Below are 22,494 nucleotides of genomic sequence, written 5' to 3'. Positions count from 1 at the left end.
ACATCCATGTATGCCATTTTAGACATTGAGAGCACCGGGGGAAAATACAACCAGGAAGGCATCATGGAAATTGCCATACACCGTTTCGATGGGCACAAGGTGGTTGATAAGTTCATCAGCCTTGTGAATCCTGAGCGTGAAATCCAAGCTTTTGTCACCAAACTAACGGGGATCAACAACAAAATGTTACGTACAGCCCCAAAATTTCATGAGGTGGCAAAGCGTATCATCGAGATTACCGAGAATGCCGTTCTTGTGGCCCACAATGCCCAGTTTGACTATCGCATTCTACGTACTGAATTCCGTAGGTTGGGCTATGATTTTCAACGAAAGACACTCTGCACCGTTGATTTGTCGCAGCAGCTTATTCCAGAAGCTGAATCACACAGCTTGGGCAAATTGGTACGCTCTTTGGGCATAGCGGTCAGTGACCGTCACCGAGCCAATGGCGATGCGTTGGCCACACTCAAACTGTTCAAGCTATTGTTGGCCAAAGACGTGGATAAATCCATCATCAAATCGGTGATTCGGGAAGAGACACATGGCGAACTTTCACCAAGGCAATTGGACATTATTGAAAGCCTCCCTACCGAAACAGGCATCTACTATATGCATGACAAAGACGGGGAAATCATTTTTCTTGGCAAGTCAAAGAATATAAAGAGAAAAGCTAATCAACATTTTATCAGTCCCGGCAAATTGGGTCGAAGCCTACAAAAAGAGACCAAAAAAATAAGTTTTGAATTGACAGGCAGTGAATTGGTCGCCCACCTGAAAGAGTATCAAGAAATCAAAAAAAACAAACCCAAGTACAACAAACCATCTAAGTTTAAAGGAAAGTACTACGGAGTCTATCCCCAACAAGACGAAAATAGCCTTTTGGTACTTCGCCATGAAAAAGCCAATGGTCAAAGCGACCGTATCAGCAGTTTCGGTACACTCAAGGCATCCAAAAATTTTATCTCCAAAATCGGTATTCACGATATTCCCGCTTCGGAAAGACCTGAAAGAATAGAAGAAATACAGTCAAAATACAGTATTCAAAATAGAAATATGTTGCTGATGGACAAAGGTCGTGACATCGGAGAAAAGAGTGTTGTATTCATTAAAAACGGACGATTACAAGGTGTCGGGTTCATTGAACTCAACCATCAAATCAATAATATTACTATCTTGGAATCATTGATTACCCCTATGGAAAGCGATTCAAATACCACTTTCATCATCGAATCGTACCTCCGTCAAAAGCACAGGGTGAAAATCATTGAACTAAACCATAACCTTGAAAGAGCATAAGGTACACACGGGTTGGCGAAACCGCCTTCATGAAATCATCTATGAAGCCGATACCCCAGCAGGGAAGTTTTTTGACATTGCCCTTTTCGTTCTCATTATTGTCAGTGTCATTTTGGTCATGTTGGAGAGCGTTGACGAAATCGATGCCAAATACCACCGGGTGCTACTGGCACTGGAGTGGGTGGTCACCATTTTCTTCACTTTTGAATATATAGCCCGGGTCATCAGCATCAAAAAGCCTTTCAAATATATTTTCAGTTTTTATGGCATCATTGACTTTGTTTCGACCATTCCGCTGTATTTGTCTTACATTCTTGCAGGCTCTCAGGTGCTTTTGGCGGTAAGGGCTTTTAGGTTGCTCCGCGTTTTCAGAATATTGAAACTGGTCAAATTCTTGGGTGAAGCCTCTCAATTGAAACACGCCCTAAAGGCCAGTAGAGCAAAAATTGCGGTATTCATTTATGTGGTGCTGATTCTATCGGTCATCATGGGCACCATTATGTACATGATTGAAAGCGATGAGGCGGGTTTTACCAGCATTCCGCGAAGTATCTACTGGACGATAGTCACGTTGACCACTGTGGGATACGGTGACATTGCACCGCAGACCAATTTGGGTCAGCTCATTGCGACCATCATCATGATTTTAGGATATGGCATCATCGCAGTACCCACGGGAATAGTAACCGTTGAATTTTCAAAACACGGTAAAAAGAAAAAATCAAGTGATGCCATGACCGTGGTGCACACCAACACCCAGTCATGCCCCAGTTGCTCAAAAGAAGGTCATCGCGATAACGCAAAACACTGTTATAATTGTGGTGAACCATTATGAGCAAAAAAGTATTGATTGCAGTCGTTGGGCCTACGGGTATCGGCAAGACCAAGTTGGCGATTTCACTCGCACAACATTTCAATACCGAAATTCTTTCTGCGGATTCTAGACAGTTTTATACAGAGATGAGCATTGGCACCGCTGTGCCTTCAAAAGAAGAGCTGCAAGCGGCACCACACCATTTCATACAACATAAAAGCATACACGAGAGCTATTCAGTAGGTGATTTTGAGCGGGATGCCCTATTGCTCTTAGAAAATCTTTTCAAAACCCGAGACATTTTAATCATGGTAGGTGGAAGCGGGCTGTATGTAGATGCCGTGGTCGATGGATTGGATGATTTTCCCGAAGTGGATGCAGAAATTCGTATTGCCTTGAACACCAAACTCAAAGAAGAAGGGCTCCAGGCACTCCAAAAAGAACTAAAAATTGCAGATCCACAGTATTATCAAAAAGTAGATTCAGAAAATCCGCATCGGCTCATCCGCGCTCTTGAAATATGCCGTGGTACGGGCAGACCATATTCTACCTTTTTGGGTAGTGAAAAAGCATCCCGACCCTTCAAGACTGTCTATTTGGGAATCACAGCAGATAGGGATGTAATTTATGGCCGTATCAACAAACGGGTTGACCAAATGATTGAGAACGGACTTTTGGAGGAGGCCAAGAATCTTTATGCTCACAAATCACGCAACGCATTGCTAACCGTTGGCTATCGCGAACTTTTTGCCTATTTCGACGGAAAGTGTGATTTGGATTTCGCCATTGAGGAAATCAAAAAAAACACCCGCAGGTTCGCCAAAAGGCAATTGACCTGGTATCGCAAGAACGAGTCCATTTTATGGGTACAGCACGATGCTCCGCTCGAAGAAATCATTGAGAAATTGCAGCACCGAATACAAACTGTAGAAAATGCCTGAAAAACGCATCATATTTGTCATGGGGGTTTCAGGTTCGGGCAAGTCCACCATCGGAAAAATGTTGGCCGCAACATTGAGCAGTCCTTTTTTTGACGGCGATGATTTTCATCCCAAAGAAAATATTGAGAAAATGGCTTCAGGTGAGCCATTGAATGATGATGACCGATTCGGATGGCTCAAATCATTGAACCAATTGGCCAAAGAACATACAAGAGACGGAGCTGTTATTGCTTGTTCTGCACTTAAAGAAAAATACCGAGCACTATTGTCAGATAGCATTGCAGAAAAGGTAGCATTCGTGTACCTCAGGGGCTCATTTGAAGAAATCAAGGCGAGAATGCAACAACGCGAGGGCCATTTTATGGCTGCAGACATGTTGCAATCGCAATTTGATACCTTAGAACCACCAAGTGGAGCGATTACCGTATCGATTTCAGAAACGCCAAAACAAATGGTACAAACCATTCTAAACCACCTGAACTGATGGAAATCAATCTTATCATTGCAATCATATCTGGGATTGCCCTTTTACTTTTTTTAATCCTACGCCTTAAAATCAATGCCTTTATCGCTTTACTTATCGGTAGCATCACCGTCGGCATTATTGCGGGTTTGGATGCCCGACAAATCATTGAAACCGTTCAACTGGGTATGGGCAATACGCTTGGCTTTGTGGCAACGGTAGTGGGTCTTGGGGCCATGTTCGGAGCCATTCTAGAAGCTTCAGGCGGTGCCAAGGCCATAGCCAATTTCATGGTCGGTAAATTCGGATTGAAAAATGCACCAACTGCCATGGTGGTTTCGGGATTCCTCATAGCGATACCCGTATTCTTTGATGTGGCCTTCATCATTTTGGTGCCCATGATCTATGCCCTACAGCGGAAGACAAAAAAATCATTGCTGCTCTATGCGATTCCACTGCTAGCGGGTTTGGCCATTACCCATGCCTTCATTCCCCCTACTCCTGGGCCGATTGCAGTCGCTGAGATTATTGGTGCCGAGTTGGGGTGGGTCATCTTGGTCGGTTTTTTGGTCGGGATACCCACAGCATTGGTCAGTGGACTTGTCTTTGGAAAGTTCATCTCAAAAAAAATTCATGTTGAGGCACCGTCCCAGATTGAAGAAAATGAAATCAAAGCCTTGCCCCCAATAGGTTTGACATTGTTGATCATAGGAATCCCCATCTTATTGATTCTGCTCAACACTGCTTCATCAAGTGGCCTTTTGGGGCTTGAAAATAAGATATTCTTGAACTTGATCGCTTTAATTGGGCATCCGTTTTCGGCATTGATCATTGCCAATATCTTGGCATGGTATTTTTTTGGAATCAAACGCGGTTTCACCAAACAAGAACTTTTTAAGATTACCACAAAATCACTGGCCCCAGCAGGAACCATCATTTTATTGACCGGAGCTGGCGGAGTTTTTAAACAGGTGTTGACCAACACTGGTGCTGGCGAGCTTTTGGCAACCTCATTGAGCAGTATCGGCTTCCCCATTTTGGCATTTGCCTTCGTCGGTGCGGCCATAGTGCGCATCATTCAAGGATCGTCAACTGTGGCAATGATTACAGCGGCTGGGCTTGTTTCGCCTTTGCTGATAAATTCAGAATTAAGTCAATTTGAACTTGCGTGCATGGTAATTGCGATTGCCTCAGGTGCAAGTATCTTCTCGCATGTCAATGATAGCGGTTTTTGGTTGGTCGGTCAATATTTGGGAATTTCAGAGAAACAAACGTTCAAATCTTGGACGATGATGACCACGCTACTTGCACTCACTGGTATCTTGACCGTATCACTCATTTATCTGCTGGCATAAAAAAACCGCTCATAAAAAGCGGTCTTGTTTTCTATTGATGCTCCTGACTATTAGCTACGCCTCGTTCTTTACCACCAAACGGAAGCCTTCACCGTGAATGTTCAGAATCTCAGCTTTATCGTCTCGCTTCAAATACTTGCGCAATTTGGCAATGTAGACGTCCATACTCCGTGAGGTGAAGTAGTTGTCATCCCTCCAAATTTTTGTCAGTGCCAATTCGCGAGGCATCAAATCATTTTCATGTAGTGCCAAAAGACGTAGCAATTCATTTTCTTTGGGTGACAGCTTAATGGGTTCTTCATCTTTATATTTTAAAAAACGAAGCTTTGAATTCAAATGAAAGTTTCCTATTTCAAACTCAAATTGTTTGCTGTCTGCAAGCGTGTTGGATGCTTTTCTTTGAAGTATCGCTTTAAGTTTCATCAACAACACTTCTGAGTCAAATGGTTTGTTCAGGTAGTCATCTGCCCCAGCCTTATAGCCCTTCAAGACATCTTCTTTCATGGTCTTTGCCGTCAAAAAGATAATGGGGATGTTCTCGTCTTTCTCACGAATCTCTTTGGCCAAGGTAAAGCCATCTTTATAAGGCATCATGACATCTAGAATGCAGACATCAAAATTGTCTTTTTTGAATTTTTCAAAGCCTTCCATACCATTTTTGGCGAGAACGACATCAAAGTCATTCATCGAAAGGTAATCTTTCAATACAATCCCGAAATTGGGATCGTCTTCAACTAGCAATATTTTTTTGTTTTCAGTTTCCATAATTTTTTAGATTAAGGGAAGTTTCACGTAGAAAGTACTGCCTTTTCCTTTTTCACTTTCTGCGTAAACCTCGCCCTGATGATCGTCTACTATTCGTTTTACGTACGCCAAACCTAAACCATGGCCCTTAACGTTATGTATATCACCGGTATGCTCCCGGTAGAATTTTTCAAACACTTTTTTTAAGACCGCCTTGCTCATACCAGCCCCTTGGTCTTGTATCTTAATGACTATATGGTTTTTGACCACTTCTGTAAAGACATCGATTTTTGGCGATTCAGGCGAATATTTTACCGCATTGTCCAACATATTCACGATGACATTGATAAAATGTGTTTCATTAGCCAAGATTTCAGATCTTGATGCATCTAAATGTGCTTTCACATATCCTCCCCGATCCAACACAATCAGCTCAATATGGCTAATGGCATCTTGGATGATGTCATGAGCATCTACCCTGTCTTTACTGATATCCAGTTGGTTCTTCTCCAATTTAGAGATACGCAGTACATTTTCGACTTGGGCATGCATACGTTTGTTTTCATCCCTGATCATGCCAAGATATCGCAAAACCTTTTCCTTGTCTTCAATTGACTTGGGATTTTTGATGGCCTCAACCGCTAGATTGATGGTCGCGATAGGTGTTTTGAACTCATGGGTCATGTTGTTGATAAAGTCAGATTTGATTTCTGAAATCTGTTTTTGTTTTATCAACTGATAAATGGCACTTGAGTAGGCCACTACAATGACCAACGTAAAAATCAACGACATAATGGCCATGCCCATGATCGAACCCAGCAAAAACCGTTTCTTTTTCGGGAATGTGAGCAACAATGAAAAATTGGTGTTGCCCTCGCTATCTTTAAAAATTGGTGTTTTGTAAAAGGCTGATTGGCCAAATTTGAATTTTTTTGACTTTACCTTGGTTGGGTACCCCTGACTGTATATTCCGTATTCATAATCGATATCGATTCCACGTTTTTCCAATTCCCTGTTCAACAAAAGCTCTATCTCTTGTTTTGAGACCCTGTCGTGAATGGGCACTTTTTTGGCTGCTTCCATGAACACGTCGTCGAACATGACCTTATCCATGGCTGTCAAACCACCAAACTTTTCAATTTTTTGTATGGGCGTAAACTTATAGCCCTTGCCATCAAGCCCATAATCTTCTTTCAGAATCGTTGTGGTTCTTTTACTCGTGTAATTTCTTATCGAAGTAGAATCGTCATTAAGATTGTCAAAGAACGTAGATGAAATGCCATAATCCTCTTCAAGAATACCGTGCGAATAGAAGAGAATCTCATTTGAATTGATATCGCGGTCAACAAAGAAAAAATTTCTTAGTTGGGTAGATTTAGGTGTTCCCACACTATCTACCAATGAGGCAAGACGGTCGTAATAATCGCTTCGCTCTCTACTTTCAACTTTATCGGCAACCTCATCAAGTATGTCAGCAATCGCACTTGAGAATTGTTCTTCCTTATCCTCAACCGAGGTTTTGATCCAATAGCCCTGAACAAAAATGATTCCGATTAGGGACAAACTCATCAAAATGACGAGAAGAACAAACAACTTCTTGTTCATCGCAGTAAAATTAGAAATTTAACATTCAGGCCCTTTTCCGTTTAACCAAACCTTAACAAAAATGTTAAAATTCAGTGTCCTTTTGCGTCGGCAACAATTGCTTCATGAATTTTGTGGACTTGCTCTCGCGTCAAGTCAGCATTAACGTTGTCAATGATAAAATGAGCATGTTTTCTTTTTTCCCCATCATCCAATTGCTCTCCCATTCTCATCAAAACCTGCTTTTTTGTTTGATCGTCACGTTGCATAACCCGCTTTATTCGAAGTGCTTCAGGGGCCACCACCAAGATAATGGCGTCGTATCGGTCTTGAATGTTGTTTTCGAAAATCAGGGCCGTTTCCTGTATAACGTAGGGTGCATTCTGATTTTTGCACCAATTCAAAAAATGTTCTTTGACAGCGGGATGCACGATGGCATTCAAATCTGATAGCAATTTTGAGTTGCCAAAAACTTTCTCAGCAACAAAAGCCCGGTTCAGTCCCTCATCATAGTAAGCATTTTCACCCAATAAACCAATTATGGCCTCTTTTAGTGGCGAAGAAGAGTGCATCAATCGCTTGGCTTCAAGGTCGGAATCATAGACAGGTATGTCCAGTTCCTTAAAAATAGCGGCCACAAAACTTTTGCCACTGCCTATGCCGCCTGTTAGTCCGACTATCTTCATTGCTCTTCCAGTAACAAGGTCACCTCATTCTCCATAAGCCGTGTGTCATAGACCCCTTCGGGACTCTTTTTAAGTGTCAAAAGCACTTTATTATCGGTTTTCACCTCATTGTAGTCGGCAACTAGCATAAAATCATCGTCTTCAATGGTCTTCAACAATTCAACGGAAGCCTTGCACAAAATTGACACCGTATTGGGGAATGTCTTTGCGCTGTACCCCTCTGGAACATTCTCGACATCAACATTTACCTGATACACCTTCTCAGAAAAACGCATCACTTTGCCAGAGACTGTACTGGAATTTACCAACAATTCAGAATTTTCAAGCTTTGAGGGCCTGACCAAATTGGCTTGAACCGAAAAATCTGAAGTGACCTTGTCGAGGTTGATCCTGGCGGTCTTTATTTTCTTGATCTCATCAAGTTCGCTTTTTGGCCCTTTGATGGTGACCGTATCAGGATTGATTTTTACGCCCCCTTCTAAAATATGGTTCTGCTCCAGTTTCAGATTGATATCCACTTGTATGGGCACTTCTTTTTTGACCACTTGGTAAACATCCAGAAATAGCGTATCTCGATTAAAATCGAGCACCTGTACCGAATTGCTCAATTGGTTTTCAAACGCACTGATAAGGTCATTTTGGGTCAGAAAAAATCTGGAATTCTTTCTTTGCGCCTTCGATATATCAAGAGTGATCCGTTTCGGACCAAGGTTATAATTGAACAATCGAAAGCCCGATGCCCTTACTTTCACAAACAGTTGCTTCTTTGCCTTTTTGCTTACCAACAGTGTGTCGGGCACGTTCTCATAGTCTATTTCAAAAGCTGTTCTTGACTCATAGACCCCTGATAGGTTGCTGACCAACCACGCCAGCAGCGAAGCCAGCAAGAATAGCGAGAATACCTTGGCCTTGCGTCTGCCAAAATAGGAGCCAATATTTTTTAGAATTGCCACTTAACGTTTAAAAAATAATTGGGGAAACAATTGTTCTGGTTCTTTACCGCTAAAATTAACCAAGATCGTTGATTTCAAAAAACCCCTACCGTAACCGAAAAATTGAATGGCCGTAGAAAAGAGCGATAAAAATGCTATGGTCACGCTCTTGGTTTTGAATACTGAGGCAATCAGCACTGCACCAAAATAGGCACCGTATAAGAGCATTGGCCAGTAGAATCCAAATAACATTAGAATACATGATCCGACAAAACCCATCAGGAATAAGGTTGGAAACCAATAGGTCAACTTTGATGTTTGTGGGTGCCATTTGTTCAAAATGGGCCGCACCATGCCAAATTTATTGACCTGCTTATAAAATTTTCCCCAATCAATTCGCCGTTTGTGGTATACATACGCTTTTTCAAAAAGTCGTGTCTGATAGCCAGCTTCCCATATACGAAAGGTCAAGTCAGGGTCTTCGCCAGGATGGATTTGACCGAACCCTCCCGTTTTCTCAAACACCTCTTTCGAAATGCCCATATTGAAACTACGTGGCTGAAATTTGCCGATTTTTTCTGACCCGCCCCTGATTCCCCCTGTGGTCAAAAATGAGGTCATGGTAAAATCGATGGCTTTTTGGATGTTTGAAAAGGATGGATGTGCCGCATCTGGACCGCCAAAACAGTGTACAAAATCATTTTGAAGCGCTTTTTCAATCTCATTGAGATAATGGGCGGGCAGCAAACAATCAGAATCGAGCACTATGAAATAGTTGCCCTTGGCCCGTTGCATACCGAAATTTCTTGAATCGCCCGGCCCGGTATTTTTTTTCTGATAATAAGAGATGGAAAGTTGATCCGCGTAGTGCCCAATTACAGAATCAGAAGGTTGTGAAGAACCGTCTTCAACGATGACAATCTCATACTTTCCTTCGTAATTCATGCGCAAAAGGCTTTCCAACAACTCTCGAATTTCTTCAGGTCTATTGTAAACGGGAATGATAAAGGAGAACTGTAAATCCATTTAAAACATAAAAGACCATCTACCGAAGGCAGATGGCCCTTAGAAACCGTTAATTCTTTATTTTGAAAACTCGTCAATCACCTCTTGGCTCACCCCGGTGTTCGAAAAGCCACCATCGTGAAAAAGATTTTGCATCGTGACCTTTTTGGTCAAATCTGAAAACAAGGTTACGGTATAATTGGCGCAATCATCTGCTGATGCATTGCCCAATGGTGACATTTTTTCAGCGTAGTTGATAAAGCCATCAAATCCTTTAACGCCCTGACCGGCAGTTGTAGGTGTCGGAGATTGTGAAATGGTGTTCACACGAACTTTTTTCTCCTTTCCAAAAAAGTATCCAAAACTACGCGCCACTGATTCAAGATAGGCTTTGTTATCGGCCATGTCGTTGTAATCTGGAAACGTTCGCTGGGCCGCCATATAGGTCAAAGCAACGATACTGCCCCATTCGTTCATGGCATCAGCCTTGTAAAGTGTCTGCATCACTTTGTGAAAAGAAAGTGCGGAGACATCCCAACCCTTGGTCGTAAAATCATATTTTTCATCGGTGTAGGCCCTGCCCTTTCGAACATTGACCGACATGCCTATAGAATGGAGAACAAAGTCTAACTTTCCGCCCAAAATCTCCATGGCCTTGGCAACCAAGTTTTGTAAATCTTCTTCATTGGTGGCATCGGCCGGAATGATTTCAGAACTTGTTCTCGTGGCCAATTCATTGATTTGGCCCATGCGCATGGCTATCGGCGCATTGGTCAGCACAAATTCTCCACCTTCTTCGTGCACCTTTTCCGCAGTTTTCCAAGCGATGGAGTTCTCATCCAATGCCCCAAAAATGATTCCTTTTTTTCCTTTCAATAGATTATGGCCCATGTATTTCAGCTATTTTGTTTAATGCGGCAAAGATAATAAGAATACGATGGTTTTAAAGGTTTCTGTTGTTTCAGGCTTCTATAGTTTCTGTTTGGAAAAGAAGATGAAATCCGAAACCAGAAACATTAAACTTTCAGAAGTTGTTTGGCATGGGCCAATGCGGAATCTGAAATTGATTTTCCTCCCAACATCTCGGCCAGTTCGACCACACGCTCATCTTCGGTCAACTGTTTTATTTGGGTATGGGTCTTGCCATCCGACTCTCGCTTGTAGACTTTAAATTGGCTGCTGCCCTTAGAGGCAACCTGTGGCAAATGGGTAATCGAAAACACCTGCATGGTCTCGCCCATCTGTTGCATGATATCGCCCATTTTGTTTGAAATCTCACCGGATACTCCAGTGTCGATCTCATCAAATATCATCGTCGGAAGCTGTTCGTACGTGGCCAAAACAGATTTTATGGTCAGCATGATACGAGAAAGTTCCCCTCCTGAGGCCACTTTCTTCAGTTCGCCGAAATCTGAACCTCTATTTGCGGAAAAAAGAAAGGTCAATTCATCTTTCCCATTTGGTTTAAAGTGCTCTGAGGGTTTGATGTCTATCTTAAAGCTGGCTGAGGGCATGCCCAACTCTGCCAGATTTTGCAACAAAAAACTTTTCAGTTTGGGAATCACAGAATTTCGATGTTCCCGAATTGTGTCAGCTTCACGTTCCAAGTTGGCTTCCAGCTCTTTTACTTCACTATTTTTCGCCGCTATTTTTGAATCGATATTCGCAACTTCTTCCACCTTTTGGGCCAAACCATCCTTGATGGCCATCAATTCTTCAATGGATGCCACTTGGTGCTTTTTTTGAAGATTGTACAGCGTCTGCAATTGCCCGTTCACTTCCTCCAAGCGATTTGGATTCATATCCACTAGCTCTTCGAGACCTTCAATTTCACTTGAAACGTCTTGAAGTTCAATCAATACAGACTCTAGCCGTTGATGTAGGGTTTTATAAGCATCGCCATAATTGGCGAGGTTGTTAAAAATACGTTTGAGTTCGGCTAGCTGTTCCACAAGCCCCAACTGCTCATTTTTAAGCAATTGGCTACCCTGTGACAACGATTCAATGATGCTCTCAGCATTGCTGAGCTGACCTTGTTCCTCTTCCAATGTTTTTTGAATGCCCGGGTTCAGTGGGGCGGCCTCTAATTCTTGCAATAAAAAACTATGGTAATCATGTTCTTTGTCCGCGGTTTGCTGCAACTCTTGTAAGGCTTCCAGCTCTTTTTTTGCCGTTTTGAAGGTGGAAAGTTTTTTTGAGTAGGTTTCCAAATACCCAGCATTATCTGCCAGGGCATCAATCACCCGAAGCTGAAAATCATTCTCGGTCAGGCGCAGCGTCTGATGTTGTGAATGGATGTCGACCAGACGACCGCCAAGGGCCGAAAGCACATCTAAGGTCACTGGGGTATCATTGACAAACGCCCGAGATTTTCCCGAGGGTAAAATTTCTCTACGGATGATGGTCGTATCGGCATAATCCAAATCATTTTTCCCAAAGAAATCGGACAAATGGTAGCCATTAATAAAAAACTCAGCTTCGATGATGCACTTGGTTTCCTTATCCATCAATGAGGATAAATCTGCACGTTTGCCCAGCACCAAAGACAATCCGCCCAGTAAAATGGATTTACCCGCACCGGTTTCGCCCGTGATGGTGGTAAATCCTTCAGAAAATGACACTTCCAAGGTGTCAATCAACGCATAATTTTTGATGGAAAGACTTTTGAGCAACTTCGCACGATTTGAGCGATAAAGATAATCGTCTTTATAGAAAAAGGCTAGGGCTTAGTAATTGATTTCATTCCACGTCGAAGAATAAAACGGAGCCACGCGGTTCAGGGTTTCCTTGAGTTTGACGATATCAACCTTGGGACCATCGGAAAAAATATTCTGTATCTCCTCCGATTTTGCATCAAAAAATGTTTGGATCAAAAACGCATTGGGTCGGCGTTTTATCAAGGTCTCAAAAAGGCGCAGACTGCCCGCGATGACCTGTTTGCCCGTACTGTTGTTGTCGGCCAAAACGTCCAATCCTTTACGATGGTAGTTGTACATCACGATGCGATATTCACGAAATGAATTGGAAAGCAAATTGTCGAGCAGTTCAAAACGTGTACGCTCGCCGGTTTCTTGTGCCCAGCCCTTAAAATTAGAGCCCTGTGCCTGTGTCACGATATTCAATGCTTTTCGATAGTGGTCGTCACCACCCTGCAATGAAAAGGTGTCTGCATCAAGACCAAGAATCAAATAGACGTAGTATGAAATGACCCCGACCAAATTGGAATCAAACGAATTTGGGTTGTACACCAAAGGTTCAAACTCTTGGTACTGAAAATCAAAGGCATTGTCTTTGTAATTGAACACCGGACTTTCATAGGAAGTATTGTAAATGGGCCGATTGGATTGTACCTGAACATTGGCCTCAAAACGATCTGACTCATACTGCGTTACCGTGATAAACATGCGACAGTTGATGCGTTCGTTTTCTTTGAACACCCGGTTGGTCCATTTTGTTTTGTTCACAAAATCGTTGAGAGAACGTTCAAGCGTGGTAAAAATCTGTTGGTTGGTCTGCCCCACCTGATCTGAGTTCACCGTTACGGTACAGTTCAGCTCCTGGGCCGGCAAGAAAGCCGCCATTGTGACCAGCAACAAAAAAAGTATGGTGTTACGCATGAATGCGAGAGATGATTTCTTTCCAAATATCGATGGCAACTTCTGCCTTCGTCTTTACCTCAAACGTTTTTACGTTGAGATTCTTGTCTATAAAGGCTATTTTATTAGTCTCTGAGCCAAAACCGGCCCCTGGGTCATTCAATGAGTTCAAAATAATGGCATCCAAATTTTTGCGCTGGAGTTTGCCTTTGGCATTTTCAAGTTCGTTTTCGGTTTCAAGTGCGAAGCCAACCAAAAACTGCTGCTTTTTTTGCGTTCCCATGGATTTCAAGATATCAGGGTTGCGAACCATGCTGATGCTCAAATCACCCTCTTGCTTTTTGATTTTTTGGTCGGATACGGTTTTGGGGCGATAATCGGCCACGGCAGCGGCAGCGACGGCGACATCAACTGTACCAAAATATTGGTGCACGACATCGTACATTTCTTGGGCCGAGGTAATATTTATTGTGGTAATATTTTCGTGGGAAGCTTCGAGATTGGTTGGGCCTGAAACCAGAATGACCTCCGCACCAAGTTCCGCGGCCCATTCGGCAAGTCGGTAGCCCATGGTACCCGTGGAATGGTTTCCCAAAAAACGAACGGGATCCAATGCTTCATGGGTCGGGCCTGCCGTAATCAATACTTTTTTCCCCTTGAGGGGCATTCCATCCGAAATAAATGCTGTCAGTTTTGCAACAATCGTCTCTGGTTCTGCCATTCTGCCCTCACCGTGCAGCCCACTGGCAAGTTCACCTGATTCAGCGGGAATCATGATGTTGCCGAAGGATTGCAATTTCTGAAACGTTTCTTTGGTCGAAGGGTGTTGGTACATATCCAAATCCATCGCCGGGGCAAAAAAGACAGGGCACTTTGCAGAAAGATAGGTGGCCAGCAATAAATTGTCACAGGTGCCATGTGCCATTTTAGAGAGCGTATTTGCCGTTGCCGGGGCAATGACCATCAAATCGGCCCAAAGACCGAGCTCCACATGGTTGTTCCAAGAAAGGGAACCGTCTTCTTCATTCACAAAATCCAACAAGACGGCGTGCTTGGAAAGTGTGGCGAGTGTGAGCGGGGTCACAAAAGAACTGGCGCTCTGTGTCATCACTACCTTGACACTGGCGCCAGCTTTAATCAGTAATCGAACAAGAAAAGTGGTTTTGTAAGCGGCGATTCCCCCGGTGATGCCCAGAAGGATGTTTTTGCCCCTTAACATCTCAATCTTCTTCCTTTTCTGTGTTTCGATAGTATATTTTGTCTTCTAACCATTCTTCAATGGCCAAGGCATGGGGTTTGGGCAGTTTTTCGTAGAACTTAGAAACCTCAATCTGTTCTTTGTTTTCAAAAATTTCCTCCAAACTATCGCTGTAGGTAGCAAACTCTTCCAATTTTTCGAGCAATTCTTTTTTAATTTCAGAATTGATCTGTATCGCACGTTTGGCCGTAATGGATATGGCCTCGTAGATGTTCTCTGTCTTGTCATCAAACTCGTCGCGGTTGTGGGTCATCGTGGTGACCGGCGCATTGGTGTTTTTCAAGTCGTTCATAAATGTAGTTAAATCTTATTTTGAATATTGTTGCATCTCTCTCTGAAGAGTTTCAAAAAGTCTGTCCGCATCTTTTGCAAATGTTGTCTCTGGATATGATTTCTTCAATACGTTGTATGCAGAAATTGCTTCTTCAAGACGTTCTTTCTTTTTGTTTTCGGTACTGTTGAGCGCCAAATCGGTCGCTGCTTTCAGCTTGTAGAAAAAAGCTTCTTCACGGTAAATCGACCCTGGATTTTCAGAAATAAAGTTATCCAAGGCAGTCATGGCTGAAATCAATATCGGGTAATTGAATTCCCCCAATTTCGCAAACTGTTTGGCTATTTCAATCTGTTTTTTCTCTTTTTTGGTCGTCAACTCTTGTGCCATTTGGTTGGCCTCGTCAAAATATTCTGATTCAGGATATGAATTGATAAAAACCTGCAGTTTGCTCAAGGCTTTATCAGTATCGGTCTGATCCAAAGAATATCTTGGTGAGAGCTCGTAATAGCTTTTGGCGCCCAAAAACGAAGCTTCTTGAATCTTGTCACTCTTAGGATACGATTTCACAAAACGCTCAAACTGATAGCCCGCCAAATAAAAATCATCGGTCTTAAAATAAGAATCCGCAAAAAAGAAGGCCACGCGCTCACCTTGGGGCTTACCGACATATTTTGGGGCAATCTGCTCAAAAAGACGCTTCGCGCGTTTGTAATCGCCTGCATCATAATATTTTTCGGCTAGGTCGTACTTTGCCTTGGTATCATCATTTTTGAGCACCTTTTGATACTCGTTGCACGATGACACTATGAAGAGTGAAAATAAAACAGGGAAAAATGCCCGCATCCTGAAAAAATATTTTGCAAAATTAATGATTATCAATGGATTTACGAAATGCAACCATGGATTCAAAATTAGGCGTAAAAAAGGGATGAGTACAGCCTTTAGCGAACTTTTAACGGTTCAGGCGCGTACTTTTTCCACCGAGTTGACAAACACTTTCAATTTGTTTTTCAGTGTGGGGGAGGCTTCGACCAAAGGCAAGCGCACCAAGGCAGTTGACAATCCCAATAACTCAAAAATGGTCTTGATGCCCGCTGGATTGCCTTCCTCAAAAATCAATTTCATCCCATTGAGCAAAGCATTATGGATTTCATAGGCAGCATCTGAGGCTCCATCCAATCCCAAAGAAATCATGGTGCTGAATTCCGAAGGAAGGCCTTGCCCCAAAACAGAAATTACGCCGCTACCCCCAGCCAGAACCGTGGGCAGTGCGGTGAAGTCATCCCCAGAAATCACATGGAAATCTTCTGGTTTTTGTTTGATAATGGTATTGACCTGCACCATGTCGCCCGATGCTTCCTTGATGGCGACTATGTTTTCGATGTCATGGGCCAAACGAAGTGTCGTCTCCGGTAGCATATTGCTGCCCGTTCGCGAGGGCACGTTGTAGGGAACCACGGGCAGTGGAGACGCTTTCGCGATTGCACGAAAGTGTTGGTAAATACCTTCTTGGGTGGGCTTATTGTAATAGGGCGAAACGGACATGATTGCATCAAAATCCTCAAAATCCGAGGTTTTCAGTTCATCCACCACGGCTTGGGTGTTGTTGCCACCGACCCCGACGACCAAGGGCAAACGCCCTGAATTGACCTTTGCCACGGTCTGCATGACCAATTGCTTTTCTTTCTTGGAAAGCGTAGCAGATTCGCCCGTGGTGCCCAACACCACCAGATAATTTATTCCTCCATCGATACAGTGCTCCACAACTTTTTGAAGTGCGGCGACATCGACCGAAAAATCGTTTTTAAAGGGCGTGACCAATGCTACCCCCGTGCCTATCAAACCATCCATATCAAATCTCTTGAAATACTGTTAAATACTTTTTCAACTCGGTCTTAAAGGTCTTAAAGTCATCAAGTGGCGTGTTGAGAATCAAATCGTTGATTTTTGCGTCGACAGAACCAAATCCGACCCTTAACCGTGCTGGGGTCTTGACCGATAGCAACTTCATCATCAGATTGTCATCGGTGTAGTAGTTGATGAGCATATCATATTCGCGGCTCAAAAACTCCATCACGTACCCGTTCTCTATTTGCCCCTTCTTGCCCAAATCCTTATCTCCGAACATTTGTATCGCATAAGGTGAAGCGGTATCAAAATCACGCTTGTAGCCGATAATCTTTACCGCATTGGGCCTGAGCGAAAACTCTTCTATCAAATCATAAAATGCCTCTGCCCTGACAAAGGCATCGGTGTCTACAATACAACCTACAGCGGTGATGCCCTTATCCCTGAGTACCTCTTGCGGAGGTTGCTGTAACTTCTGTTCCAAAATTTTTTGGGCAGATTTAACTTTAAATTTATCCTGCAGCCCTTTGAATAACATTAATTTTTCACATTTTTACAAATGTAATCATTAGGCCCGTTCACCACACAAAGATAACTTCGTTGAAGATTTTAAAAATACAACTTTTTGTTTTATTTGTAACAATTGGGTTCTTCTCATCCTGTCGGCAAGAACCGCAGATGGTGTCAAACATCAATGCTTCACAACTGCCCATAGACAATTCGTTGCCGCAAATTGATTCCATCGAAAACTTCATAGCACCCTACAGAAAAAGAATCAACGAGGTGATGGATGCCCCTTTGGCGTACGCTCCCAATACCTTGACCAAAGCAGATGGGGAGTTTAATACCTCAGCGGGCAATCTTTTGGCAGATGCCATTTTAGAGCAGGCCAGTCCAATTTTTAAATCAAGAACGGGAAAGGATGTCGATTTTGTGGTTTTTAACCACGGAGGTGTCCGCGCCATCGTTTCAAAAGGACAGGTCACCACAAGAACGGCCTATCAGGTCATGCCCTTTGAAAATCGAATCGCGGTTGTGGAATTGTCCGGCACCGCAGTGCGCAAGATGGTTGGTTTTTTAATGGCCTCAGGTCGGCCCCACCCAATTGCAGGTATACAGATTGTTCTGGATAAGGACGGAAGCCTACAATCGGTCACCATCAACGGTGAGCCTTTTGATGAAGAGCGTACCTACCGTGTTGCCACCTCTGATTATCTGGTGCAAGGCGGGGATGAGATGGGTTTTTTTAAAGACCGTACCGATGTACACGTGATGGAATATCTGGTGCGAAACGCGCTTATTGACTATTTCAAGGCAAACGATACCCTTGTGAACAAGGTTGATCACCGTTTTATAAAATTATGATGGATAGACGCACTTTTTTACAGAACTCGGTAGCCTCCGCAACCTATTTGGGATTGGGAGCTGCGGGACTACAATCCTGCTCAGGTTTTGAAAAAAAGCACATCACCATTTTGCACACCAATGATGTGCATAGCCATATCGACCCTTTTCCTTCAGACCATTCACGATACGCCAATTTGGGCGGATTGGCCCGCAGGGCGAGCCTTGTTCAACAAATACGTGAAGAGAATCCAAATACGTTGCTGCTTGATGCGGGCGATATTTTTCAGGGTACGCCCTATTTCAATTTTTACGGCGGTGAATTGGAGTTCAAATTGATGAGTAAGCTCAAATATGATGCAGCGACCATTGGCAACCACGATTTTGACAATGGTATCGAGGGCCTTTTGGCCCAAATGCCCCATGCAGAATTTGAATTGCTCTCTGCCAATTATGATTTTTCGAACACGGTCATGAACGGTTTTGTAAAACCGTATCAAACCTACACGCTCGATGGCCTCAAAGTTGGGGTATACGGAATCGGAATCGCTTTGGATGGATTGGTCCTCAAAAAGCTGTACAAAGAGACCGAATATTTGAATCCCTATGAAATTGCATTGGACGCAGAGCGAAAGTTGAAGGAAGAAGAAAATTGCGACCTTATCATCTGCCTGTCACACTTGGGGTATGATTATGATAATAATCCCAATCGCCCTGATGATGTGACCCTGGCAGAAAAAACCGAACACACACAGTTAATTATCGGCGGGCATACCCATACCTTTTTAGAAACACCTGATGTGCGCACCAATAAAACAGGTAAGCAAGTTTTGGTCAATCAAGTGGGCTGTTATGGTATCAATCTCGGCCGTATTGACTTTTATTTTGATACTGCAGAAGCAGTTGCCTCGGAAGGAATCAGCATAAAAGTGTAACAATCGATTTTTCTCGTCATCTTTAGGGAAACATCAATCAAAAACAATGCAATCAATCATCAAAAAGGCAATGATACCCCTGTGTTTCATTGCCTTTTCATTTTTGGCCCATTCACAGAGCAAATCCATTTTTAACGATATCAACTTCTATGAGTCCATGACGGTCGTCAAAGAGAAAATTGGCGATGATGTACTCTCACATTCCGTTATTGATATCGATAAACCCAGTTTTCCACTGGCAAAAAATACCGAGTCGCATTTGGTTTGTACCAATTTAAAGACCAAAAATGGCACCTTGGCCCAAGTGGTCTTCACTTTTGCCGATGACCAATTACACTATATCGAGGCCCATGGCAATGCCATTAACACTTTGATTGAATCAAGAAAGGACACCACAGATGTTTTTATGGGCTATAAAGTGTATTTTGAGGAAGGAATCTTTGCCAAAATGGATGAGGATGTTGTCTGGATATTGACCAAAGAGGCGATACATCCCAACCTTTTTGTTTGGAAAAATCCTTATTTGACCGCTGGAAAAGCAGTTGAAACAAACTATTCGGAAACAGGAAAAATTCCAAAATTCATTGAAATGGGTGGCACTTTAGAAAATCTCAGGCCAAAGCTCGGGGCCAACAGCCAATTGGTTCACGAACAAGAATTGGATGGTTCTGACCCCAACGCACAATTGCAATTGAACTGCTTCGGTATCGAGTATGCCGGCTTCCCTCGGAAAATAGAGGCCCGTTTCGGCGACGGAAAGCTGAATACAGCATGGATTTTAACCGGTAAAGGTGAAGAAGACCGTATTCGTAAAAAGCTTGAGTCTGCGTACGGCAAACCCATTTTTGTCAACGATGCTTGGGAAATTTTCAATGATTGGACCATCGGACTCCGAAAAGACAAACCCGAAGTACTGCTGCTGACCAAAGAGCTGGGGCAATTCTACAAGAAAGAGTTTTTTAAACAATAGAACAGTCCCTTATCAAAGCCATTCGCACACGATAAAAGACCGACCACACAAGTGTATCTTTCTTAACCACATGATAACACTGCCCAATGCATGAAAAGTAGTAGCTTGAAGAAGTTTTTAAATACTTATCATGGAACAAGTACAAATTTTTTGGGATCCCAACGGCATCGAATTGGAACAGTTGGGCAAAAAGACGAAATCAGGCGACCCAGCCGATGGTGACACCCCATTTGTTCGCATGCCGATTCGCATGCTCGGCATTGATACTCCCGAAACCAATTATCAAGGCGGCGAAGCTACCGCAAATGCCAAGTTCGCCCAACTTAAGACCGAATTGGAAACTGGTAATTTTGACAATTGGATCGACCCCGAACTGAAAGCCCTGCTTTTGCCCAAACTCACCAATGCGGGCACGCTACAGATCACCCAGGGCAATCAGGCCAAAGAGGTTTTCAAACAATTGTTGGACGACCGTTTGGCCAGACCCAGTGGCACGAACCGCCAATTGTTTATTCATTCTGCAGATGAACACTTTGATAGTTTTGGCCGCTTGCTGGCCTATATTGCCCCAAGTTACACCAAAACAGAACTTGCAACTGTTTCTTTGGAGCAGCGAAAAACCTTCAACCTCTTGATGTTGGAGTCGGGCTGGGCCTCAAACATCATCATCTACCCAAACTTGCCCAAAAACTCAGATTTACGATTGGCCAGAGAAGCCGTCAAAAATGCAGTTGAAAACAATCTCGGCGCATGGGCCGACCCCAGTATGCTGACAGGTTATGAGTACCGTATGTGCCTAAAGCTGCTTTCGGCCATTAAAAAGGCCAAACCGAGCAACGGCTTTTTTATTCGTGAGTCAAGCTGGGTGCAGCGTTTTTGTATCGATATGACCACACTCAAGGTCTATAATCCCCAAAAGTATCATTTGGTCAAACCCTACAACCGCCTCTTTATCTGGCCGATGGACATTCGCAATGCGGTCGGGGAACTCAATTTGATTGCGGCGGAATGATCTCAAAGTTGACCTGCAAGGTTTTTGAAACCTTGCAGGTCGGGGGGTGGACTTCCTTCCTTTTAGGAAATACGACTTATACAAGTTTCCGTTTAATAATCAAGAAGGGCGCTTTGTCAGGAATTTGTTACCTGCGAAGCTAAATCGTGAGATTCTTTTGTGAAAAACAATGTGAGCAGCATATTTTTTTTGCCTTATCTTATTAAATAATACAGATATGGAATAGCAATAGTTGAAAACCTACAACCATGAACCACGGAAGAATAGAATATGTCAGAAATGATAAAAAATTCAAAGAAGACCTTATAAGGGCGGGAAGGCTTTTGCAAAGATTTAACTTGGCGAACTACGAAAACGATGAATTAAAAAGAAGGGTTTTAGGGGAACTTTTCGGTTCTGTTGGAAAAGGAGTTACCATTGACCACAATTTTCATTGTGATTTTGGTTACAATATTCATGTTGGAGAAAATTTCTATGCAGGATTTAACTGTACAATTTTAGATATTGCCGAAGTAAGGATTGGAGACAATTGCCTTATTGCACCGAATGTTGGAATTTACACTGCGGGACACAGCATACATCCAGTTGACCGCCACAAATCAGGCTTTGCAGAACCGATAACTATCGGGAACAATGTATGGATAGGTGGACACAGCTCCATAATAGGAGGCGTAGAAATAGGAAACAATTCAGTTATAGCGGCAGGTTCCGTGGTAATAAAAGATGTTCCTGATAATGTGGTTTTTGGTGGAAATCCTGCAAAAAAGATTAGGGACATTGACTCGACACAATAATCGACACCCTTTAGAAATAATACGTTTTGGAAAACAGTATGGCAACATTTATAAAACTATCAAAATGACACGCAAAACAAATTACTTGACATCGGCTTTTTGCATTTTCTTTATTTTAATTTCTTCTTGTGAAATGCCCAAAGATTCACAGGGAGGATGGCAAAAAGTGTTTCAAAACGATGCGAACGGTGAGGTTACTTTTGGAGAAAAATCAAGATTGATTGATGCCGTTCGATTGGGTTATCCCATCAGGATCGGCTGGGGAAGCAACAGAGTTGAACATGTAGCCGATGCCGACTTCTTGACCATTTTTGAAGATGAGGAAGTGTTTGCACAAATCAAAACTATTGTTGGACAAGCCCCACAAATTGAAGAAGATTCACTTAAAATCAGATTTAGATCACAGAACCACTGGACCAAAATTGCTGGAACCAATGGGTATTCGACCGCTTTCATGATAGATTATTTTAAAGATAGTATTGTTGGTGGTGGAACGGATAGATACACTGCCACCACGTGGTATGTGTTGTATCCCAATCATATAACAGATATAGAGGCCCGCCCACTATGGCGAAAAACATCTCCACATTGGGAAAAGTGGAATAATCGGAACGAGAAGAAAAATTAAATCTTTCCAAATCAA

24 protein-coding genes are annotated in these 22,494 nt (G+C 42.9%); 11 read left to right on the top strand and 13 right to left on the bottom strand.

The window, feature by feature from the left end:
- Positions 1 to 6 precede the first annotated feature (6 nt).
- From AAAH86_RS03435 to AAAH86_RS03415, 5 genes are read left to right on the top strand one after another with little or no spacing between them, the layout of a single operon-like run.
- Positions 7 to 1,296 (top strand): exonuclease domain-containing protein, encoded by a 1,290-nt coding sequence (locus AAAH86_RS03435; RefSeq protein ID WP_343486101.1) that lies wholly within the window; start codon positions 7 to 9, stop codon positions 1,294 to 1,296.
- On the top strand, positions 1,283 to 2,131 hold the full coding sequence (locus AAAH86_RS03430) for an ion transporter (RefSeq protein ID WP_343486100.1): 849 nt from the start codon (positions 1,283 to 1,285) through the stop codon (positions 2,129 to 2,131). The genes AAAH86_RS03435 and AAAH86_RS03430 overlap by 14 nt, the downstream gene beginning before the upstream one ends.
- Complete coding sequence (gene miaA, locus AAAH86_RS03425; RefSeq protein ID WP_343486099.1) at positions 2,128 to 3,051, top strand: tRNA (adenosine(37)-N6)-dimethylallyltransferase MiaA; 924 nt, start codon at positions 2,128 to 2,130, stop codon at positions 3,049 to 3,051. The genes AAAH86_RS03430 and miaA overlap by 4 nt, the downstream gene beginning before the upstream one ends.
- Positions 3,044 to 3,535 carry a gluconokinase gene (locus AAAH86_RS03420; protein ID WP_343486098.1) on the top strand — a complete coding sequence of 164 codons (492 nt, stop codon included), beginning with the start codon at positions 3,044 to 3,046 and terminating at the stop codon, positions 3,533 to 3,535. Before miaA ends, AAAH86_RS03420 begins: the two co-directional genes overlap by 8 nt.
- A complete protein-coding gene (locus AAAH86_RS03415) occupies positions 3,535 to 4,869 on the top strand; it encodes a gluconate:H+ symporter (protein WP_343486097.1) in 1,335 nt (444 codons plus the stop codon). Before AAAH86_RS03420 ends, AAAH86_RS03415 begins: the two co-directional genes overlap by 1 nt.
- Positions 4,870 to 4,923: 54 nt before the next feature.
- Here AAAH86_RS03415 and AAAH86_RS03410 read toward each other — a convergent pair whose 3' ends face one another.
- From AAAH86_RS03410 to AAAH86_RS03350, 13 genes are all read right to left on the bottom strand, one after another.
- Positions 4,924 to 5,634 carry a response regulator transcription factor gene (locus tag AAAH86_RS03410; protein WP_343486096.1) on the bottom strand — a complete coding sequence of 237 codons (711 nt, stop codon included), beginning with the start codon at positions 5,632 to 5,634 and terminating at the stop codon, positions 4,924 to 4,926.
- A gap of 6 nt (positions 5,635 to 5,640) precedes the next feature.
- Complete coding sequence (locus AAAH86_RS03405; RefSeq protein WP_343486095.1) at positions 5,641 to 7,218, bottom strand: HAMP domain-containing sensor histidine kinase; 1,578 nt, start codon at positions 7,216 to 7,218, stop codon at positions 5,641 to 5,643.
- Between the two features lie 71 nt (positions 7,219 to 7,289).
- A complete protein-coding gene (gene coaE, locus AAAH86_RS03400; RefSeq protein WP_343486094.1) occupies positions 7,290 to 7,883 on the bottom strand; it encodes a dephospho-CoA kinase in 594 nt (197 codons plus the stop codon).
- Positions 7,880 to 8,836, bottom strand: a complete 957-nt coding sequence (locus tag AAAH86_RS03395) for a YbbR-like domain-containing protein (protein ID WP_343486093.1) — start codon at positions 8,834 to 8,836, stop codon at positions 7,880 to 7,882. The genes coaE and AAAH86_RS03395 overlap by 4 nt, the downstream gene beginning before the upstream one ends.
- Positions 8,837 to 9,841, bottom strand: coding sequence for a glycosyltransferase (locus AAAH86_RS03390; protein WP_343486092.1), 1,005 nt, complete (start codon positions 9,839 to 9,841; stop codon positions 8,837 to 8,839).
- Between the two features lie 57 nt (positions 9,842 to 9,898).
- Positions 9,899 to 10,711 carry an SDR family oxidoreductase gene (locus tag AAAH86_RS03385; protein ID WP_343486091.1) on the bottom strand — a complete coding sequence of 271 codons (813 nt, stop codon included), beginning with the start codon at positions 10,709 to 10,711 and terminating at the stop codon, positions 9,899 to 9,901.
- A 125-nt stretch (positions 10,712 to 10,836) separates the two neighbouring features.
- Positions 10,837 to 12,492, bottom strand: coding sequence for a DNA repair protein RecN (recN, locus tag AAAH86_RS03380; RefSeq protein ID WP_343486090.1), 1,656 nt, complete (start codon positions 12,490 to 12,492; stop codon positions 10,837 to 10,839).
- Between the two features lie 54 nt (positions 12,493 to 12,546).
- Entirely contained in the window at positions 12,547 to 13,437 is an 891-nt protein-coding gene (locus AAAH86_RS03375) for a DUF4835 family protein (RefSeq protein ID WP_343486089.1), read from the bottom strand.
- On the bottom strand, positions 13,430 to 14,635 hold the full coding sequence (coaBC, locus tag AAAH86_RS03370; protein ID WP_343486088.1) for a bifunctional phosphopantothenoylcysteine decarboxylase/phosphopantothenate--cysteine ligase CoaBC: 1,206 nt from the start codon (positions 14,633 to 14,635) through the stop codon (positions 13,430 to 13,432). The genes AAAH86_RS03375 and coaBC overlap by 8 nt, the downstream gene beginning before the upstream one ends.
- Position 14,636: 1 nt before the next feature.
- Positions 14,637 to 14,966, bottom strand: a complete 330-nt coding sequence (locus AAAH86_RS03365) for a DNA-directed RNA polymerase subunit omega (RefSeq protein WP_343486087.1) — start codon at positions 14,964 to 14,966, stop codon at positions 14,637 to 14,639.
- A 15-nt stretch (positions 14,967 to 14,981) separates the two neighbouring features.
- Entirely contained in the window at positions 14,982 to 15,791 is an 810-nt protein-coding gene (gene bamD / locus AAAH86_RS03360) for an outer membrane protein assembly factor BamD (protein ID WP_343486086.1), read from the bottom strand.
- Between the two features lie 117 nt (positions 15,792 to 15,908).
- Entirely contained in the window at positions 15,909 to 16,799 is an 891-nt protein-coding gene (dapA, locus tag AAAH86_RS03355; protein ID WP_343486085.1) for a 4-hydroxy-tetrahydrodipicolinate synthase, read from the bottom strand.
- Between the two features lies 1 nt (position 16,800).
- A complete protein-coding gene (locus tag AAAH86_RS03350; protein ID WP_343486084.1) occupies positions 16,801 to 17,280 on the bottom strand; it encodes a hypothetical protein in 480 nt (159 codons plus the stop codon).
- Positions 17,281 to 17,474: 194 nt separating this feature from the next.
- Between AAAH86_RS03350 and AAAH86_RS03345 the strand changes: the two genes are divergently transcribed.
- The 6 genes from AAAH86_RS03345 (at position 17,475) to AAAH86_RS03320 (ending at position 22,479) form a co-directional block, all read left to right on the top strand.
- Positions 17,475 to 18,161, top strand: a complete 687-nt coding sequence (locus AAAH86_RS03345; protein ID WP_343486083.1) for a 5'-nucleotidase — start codon at positions 17,475 to 17,477, stop codon at positions 18,159 to 18,161.
- On the top strand, positions 18,161 to 19,075 hold the full coding sequence (locus tag AAAH86_RS03340; protein WP_343486821.1) for a metallophosphatase: 915 nt from the start codon (positions 18,161 to 18,163) through the stop codon (positions 19,073 to 19,075). The genes AAAH86_RS03345 and AAAH86_RS03340 overlap by 1 nt, the downstream gene beginning before the upstream one ends.
- 46 nt (positions 19,076 to 19,121) lie before the next feature.
- Positions 19,122 to 20,045, top strand: coding sequence for a hypothetical protein (locus tag AAAH86_RS03335; protein ID WP_343486082.1), 924 nt, complete (start codon positions 19,122 to 19,124; stop codon positions 20,043 to 20,045).
- A gap of 130 nt (positions 20,046 to 20,175) precedes the next feature.
- Complete coding sequence (locus tag AAAH86_RS03330) at positions 20,176 to 21,057, top strand: thermonuclease family protein (protein WP_343486081.1); 882 nt, start codon at positions 20,176 to 20,178, stop codon at positions 21,055 to 21,057.
- Between the two features lie 248 nt (positions 21,058 to 21,305).
- Positions 21,306 to 21,851 carry a sugar O-acetyltransferase gene (locus tag AAAH86_RS03325; RefSeq protein ID WP_343486080.1) on the top strand — a complete coding sequence of 182 codons (546 nt, stop codon included), beginning with the start codon at positions 21,306 to 21,308 and terminating at the stop codon, positions 21,849 to 21,851.
- Positions 21,852 to 21,915: 64 nt separating this feature from the next.
- Positions 21,916 to 22,479 carry a hypothetical protein gene (locus tag AAAH86_RS03320; RefSeq protein ID WP_343486079.1) on the top strand — a complete coding sequence of 188 codons (564 nt, stop codon included), beginning with the start codon at positions 21,916 to 21,918 and terminating at the stop codon, positions 22,477 to 22,479.
- Positions 22,480 to 22,494: the final 15 nt, after the last annotated feature.

This window comes from Allomuricauda sp. d1, from assembly GCF_039592695.1.
Taxonomy (GTDB): domain Bacteria; phylum Bacteroidota; class Bacteroidia; order Flavobacteriales; family Flavobacteriaceae; genus Flagellimonas_A.
Note: the sequence above shows the minus strand (reverse complement) of the source record. Positions and strands in the feature narration are given on the sequence as shown.

Excerpts from the sequence above, each read along its gene's own strand:
- miaA (WP_343486099.1), top strand. The coding sequence starts at position 2,128 with ATGAGCAAAAAAGTATTGATTGCAGTCGTTGGGCCTACGGGTATCGGC.
- AAAH86_RS03410 (WP_343486096.1), bottom strand. The coding sequence starts at position 5,634 with ATGGAAACTGAAAACAAAAAAATATTGCTAGTTGAAGACGATCCCAAT.
- AAAH86_RS03340 (WP_343486821.1), top strand. The coding sequence starts at position 18,161 with ATGGATAGACGCACTTTTTTACAGAACTCGGTAGCCTCCGCAACCTAT.
- coaE (WP_343486094.1), bottom strand. The coding sequence starts at position 7,883 with ATGAAGATAGTCGGACTAACAGGCGGCATAGGCAGTGGCAAAAGTTTT.
- AAAH86_RS03390 (WP_343486092.1), bottom strand. The coding sequence starts at position 9,841 with ATGGATTTACAGTTCTCCTTTATCATTCCCGTTTACAATAGACCTGAA.
- AAAH86_RS03385 (WP_343486091.1), bottom strand. The coding sequence starts at position 10,711 with ATGGGCCATAATCTATTGAAAGGAAAAAAAGGAATCATTTTTGGGGCA.
- AAAH86_RS03335 (WP_343486082.1), top strand. The coding sequence starts at position 19,122 with ATGCAATCAATCATCAAAAAGGCAATGATACCCCTGTGTTTCATTGCC.
- AAAH86_RS03365 (WP_343486087.1), bottom strand. The coding sequence starts at position 14,966 with ATGAACGACTTGAAAAACACCAATGCGCCGGTCACCACGATGACCCAC.
- coaBC (WP_343486088.1), bottom strand. The coding sequence starts at position 14,635 with ATGTTAAGGGGCAAAAACATCCTTCTGGGCATCACCGGGGGAATCGCC.
- AAAH86_RS03415 (WP_343486097.1), top strand. The coding sequence starts at position 3,535 with ATGGAAATCAATCTTATCATTGCAATCATATCTGGGATTGCCCTTTTA.
- AAAH86_RS03405 (WP_343486095.1), bottom strand. The coding sequence starts at position 7,218 with ATGAACAAGAAGTTGTTTGTTCTTCTCGTCATTTTGATGAGTTTGTCC.
- AAAH86_RS03345 (WP_343486083.1), top strand. The coding sequence starts at position 17,475 with ATGGTGTCAAACATCAATGCTTCACAACTGCCCATAGACAATTCGTTG.
- AAAH86_RS03420 (WP_343486098.1), top strand. The coding sequence starts at position 3,044 with ATGCCTGAAAAACGCATCATATTTGTCATGGGGGTTTCAGGTTCGGGC.
- AAAH86_RS03320 (WP_343486079.1), top strand. The coding sequence starts at position 21,916 with ATGACACGCAAAACAAATTACTTGACATCGGCTTTTTGCATTTTCTTT.
- bamD (WP_343486086.1), bottom strand. The coding sequence starts at position 15,791 with ATGCGGGCATTTTTCCCTGTTTTATTTTCACTCTTCATAGTGTCATCG.
- AAAH86_RS03375 (WP_343486089.1), bottom strand. The coding sequence starts at position 13,437 with ATGCGTAACACCATACTTTTTTTGTTGCTGGTCACAATGGCGGCTTTC.
- AAAH86_RS03325 (WP_343486080.1), top strand. The coding sequence starts at position 21,306 with ATGAACCACGGAAGAATAGAATATGTCAGAAATGATAAAAAATTCAAA.
- dapA (WP_343486085.1), bottom strand. The coding sequence starts at position 16,799 with ATGGATGGTTTGATAGGCACGGGGGTAGCATTGGTCACGCCCTTTAAA.
- AAAH86_RS03435 (WP_343486101.1), top strand. The coding sequence starts at position 7 with ATGTATGCCATTTTAGACATTGAGAGCACCGGGGGAAAATACAACCAG.
- AAAH86_RS03330 (WP_343486081.1), top strand. The coding sequence starts at position 20,176 with ATGGAACAAGTACAAATTTTTTGGGATCCCAACGGCATCGAATTGGAA.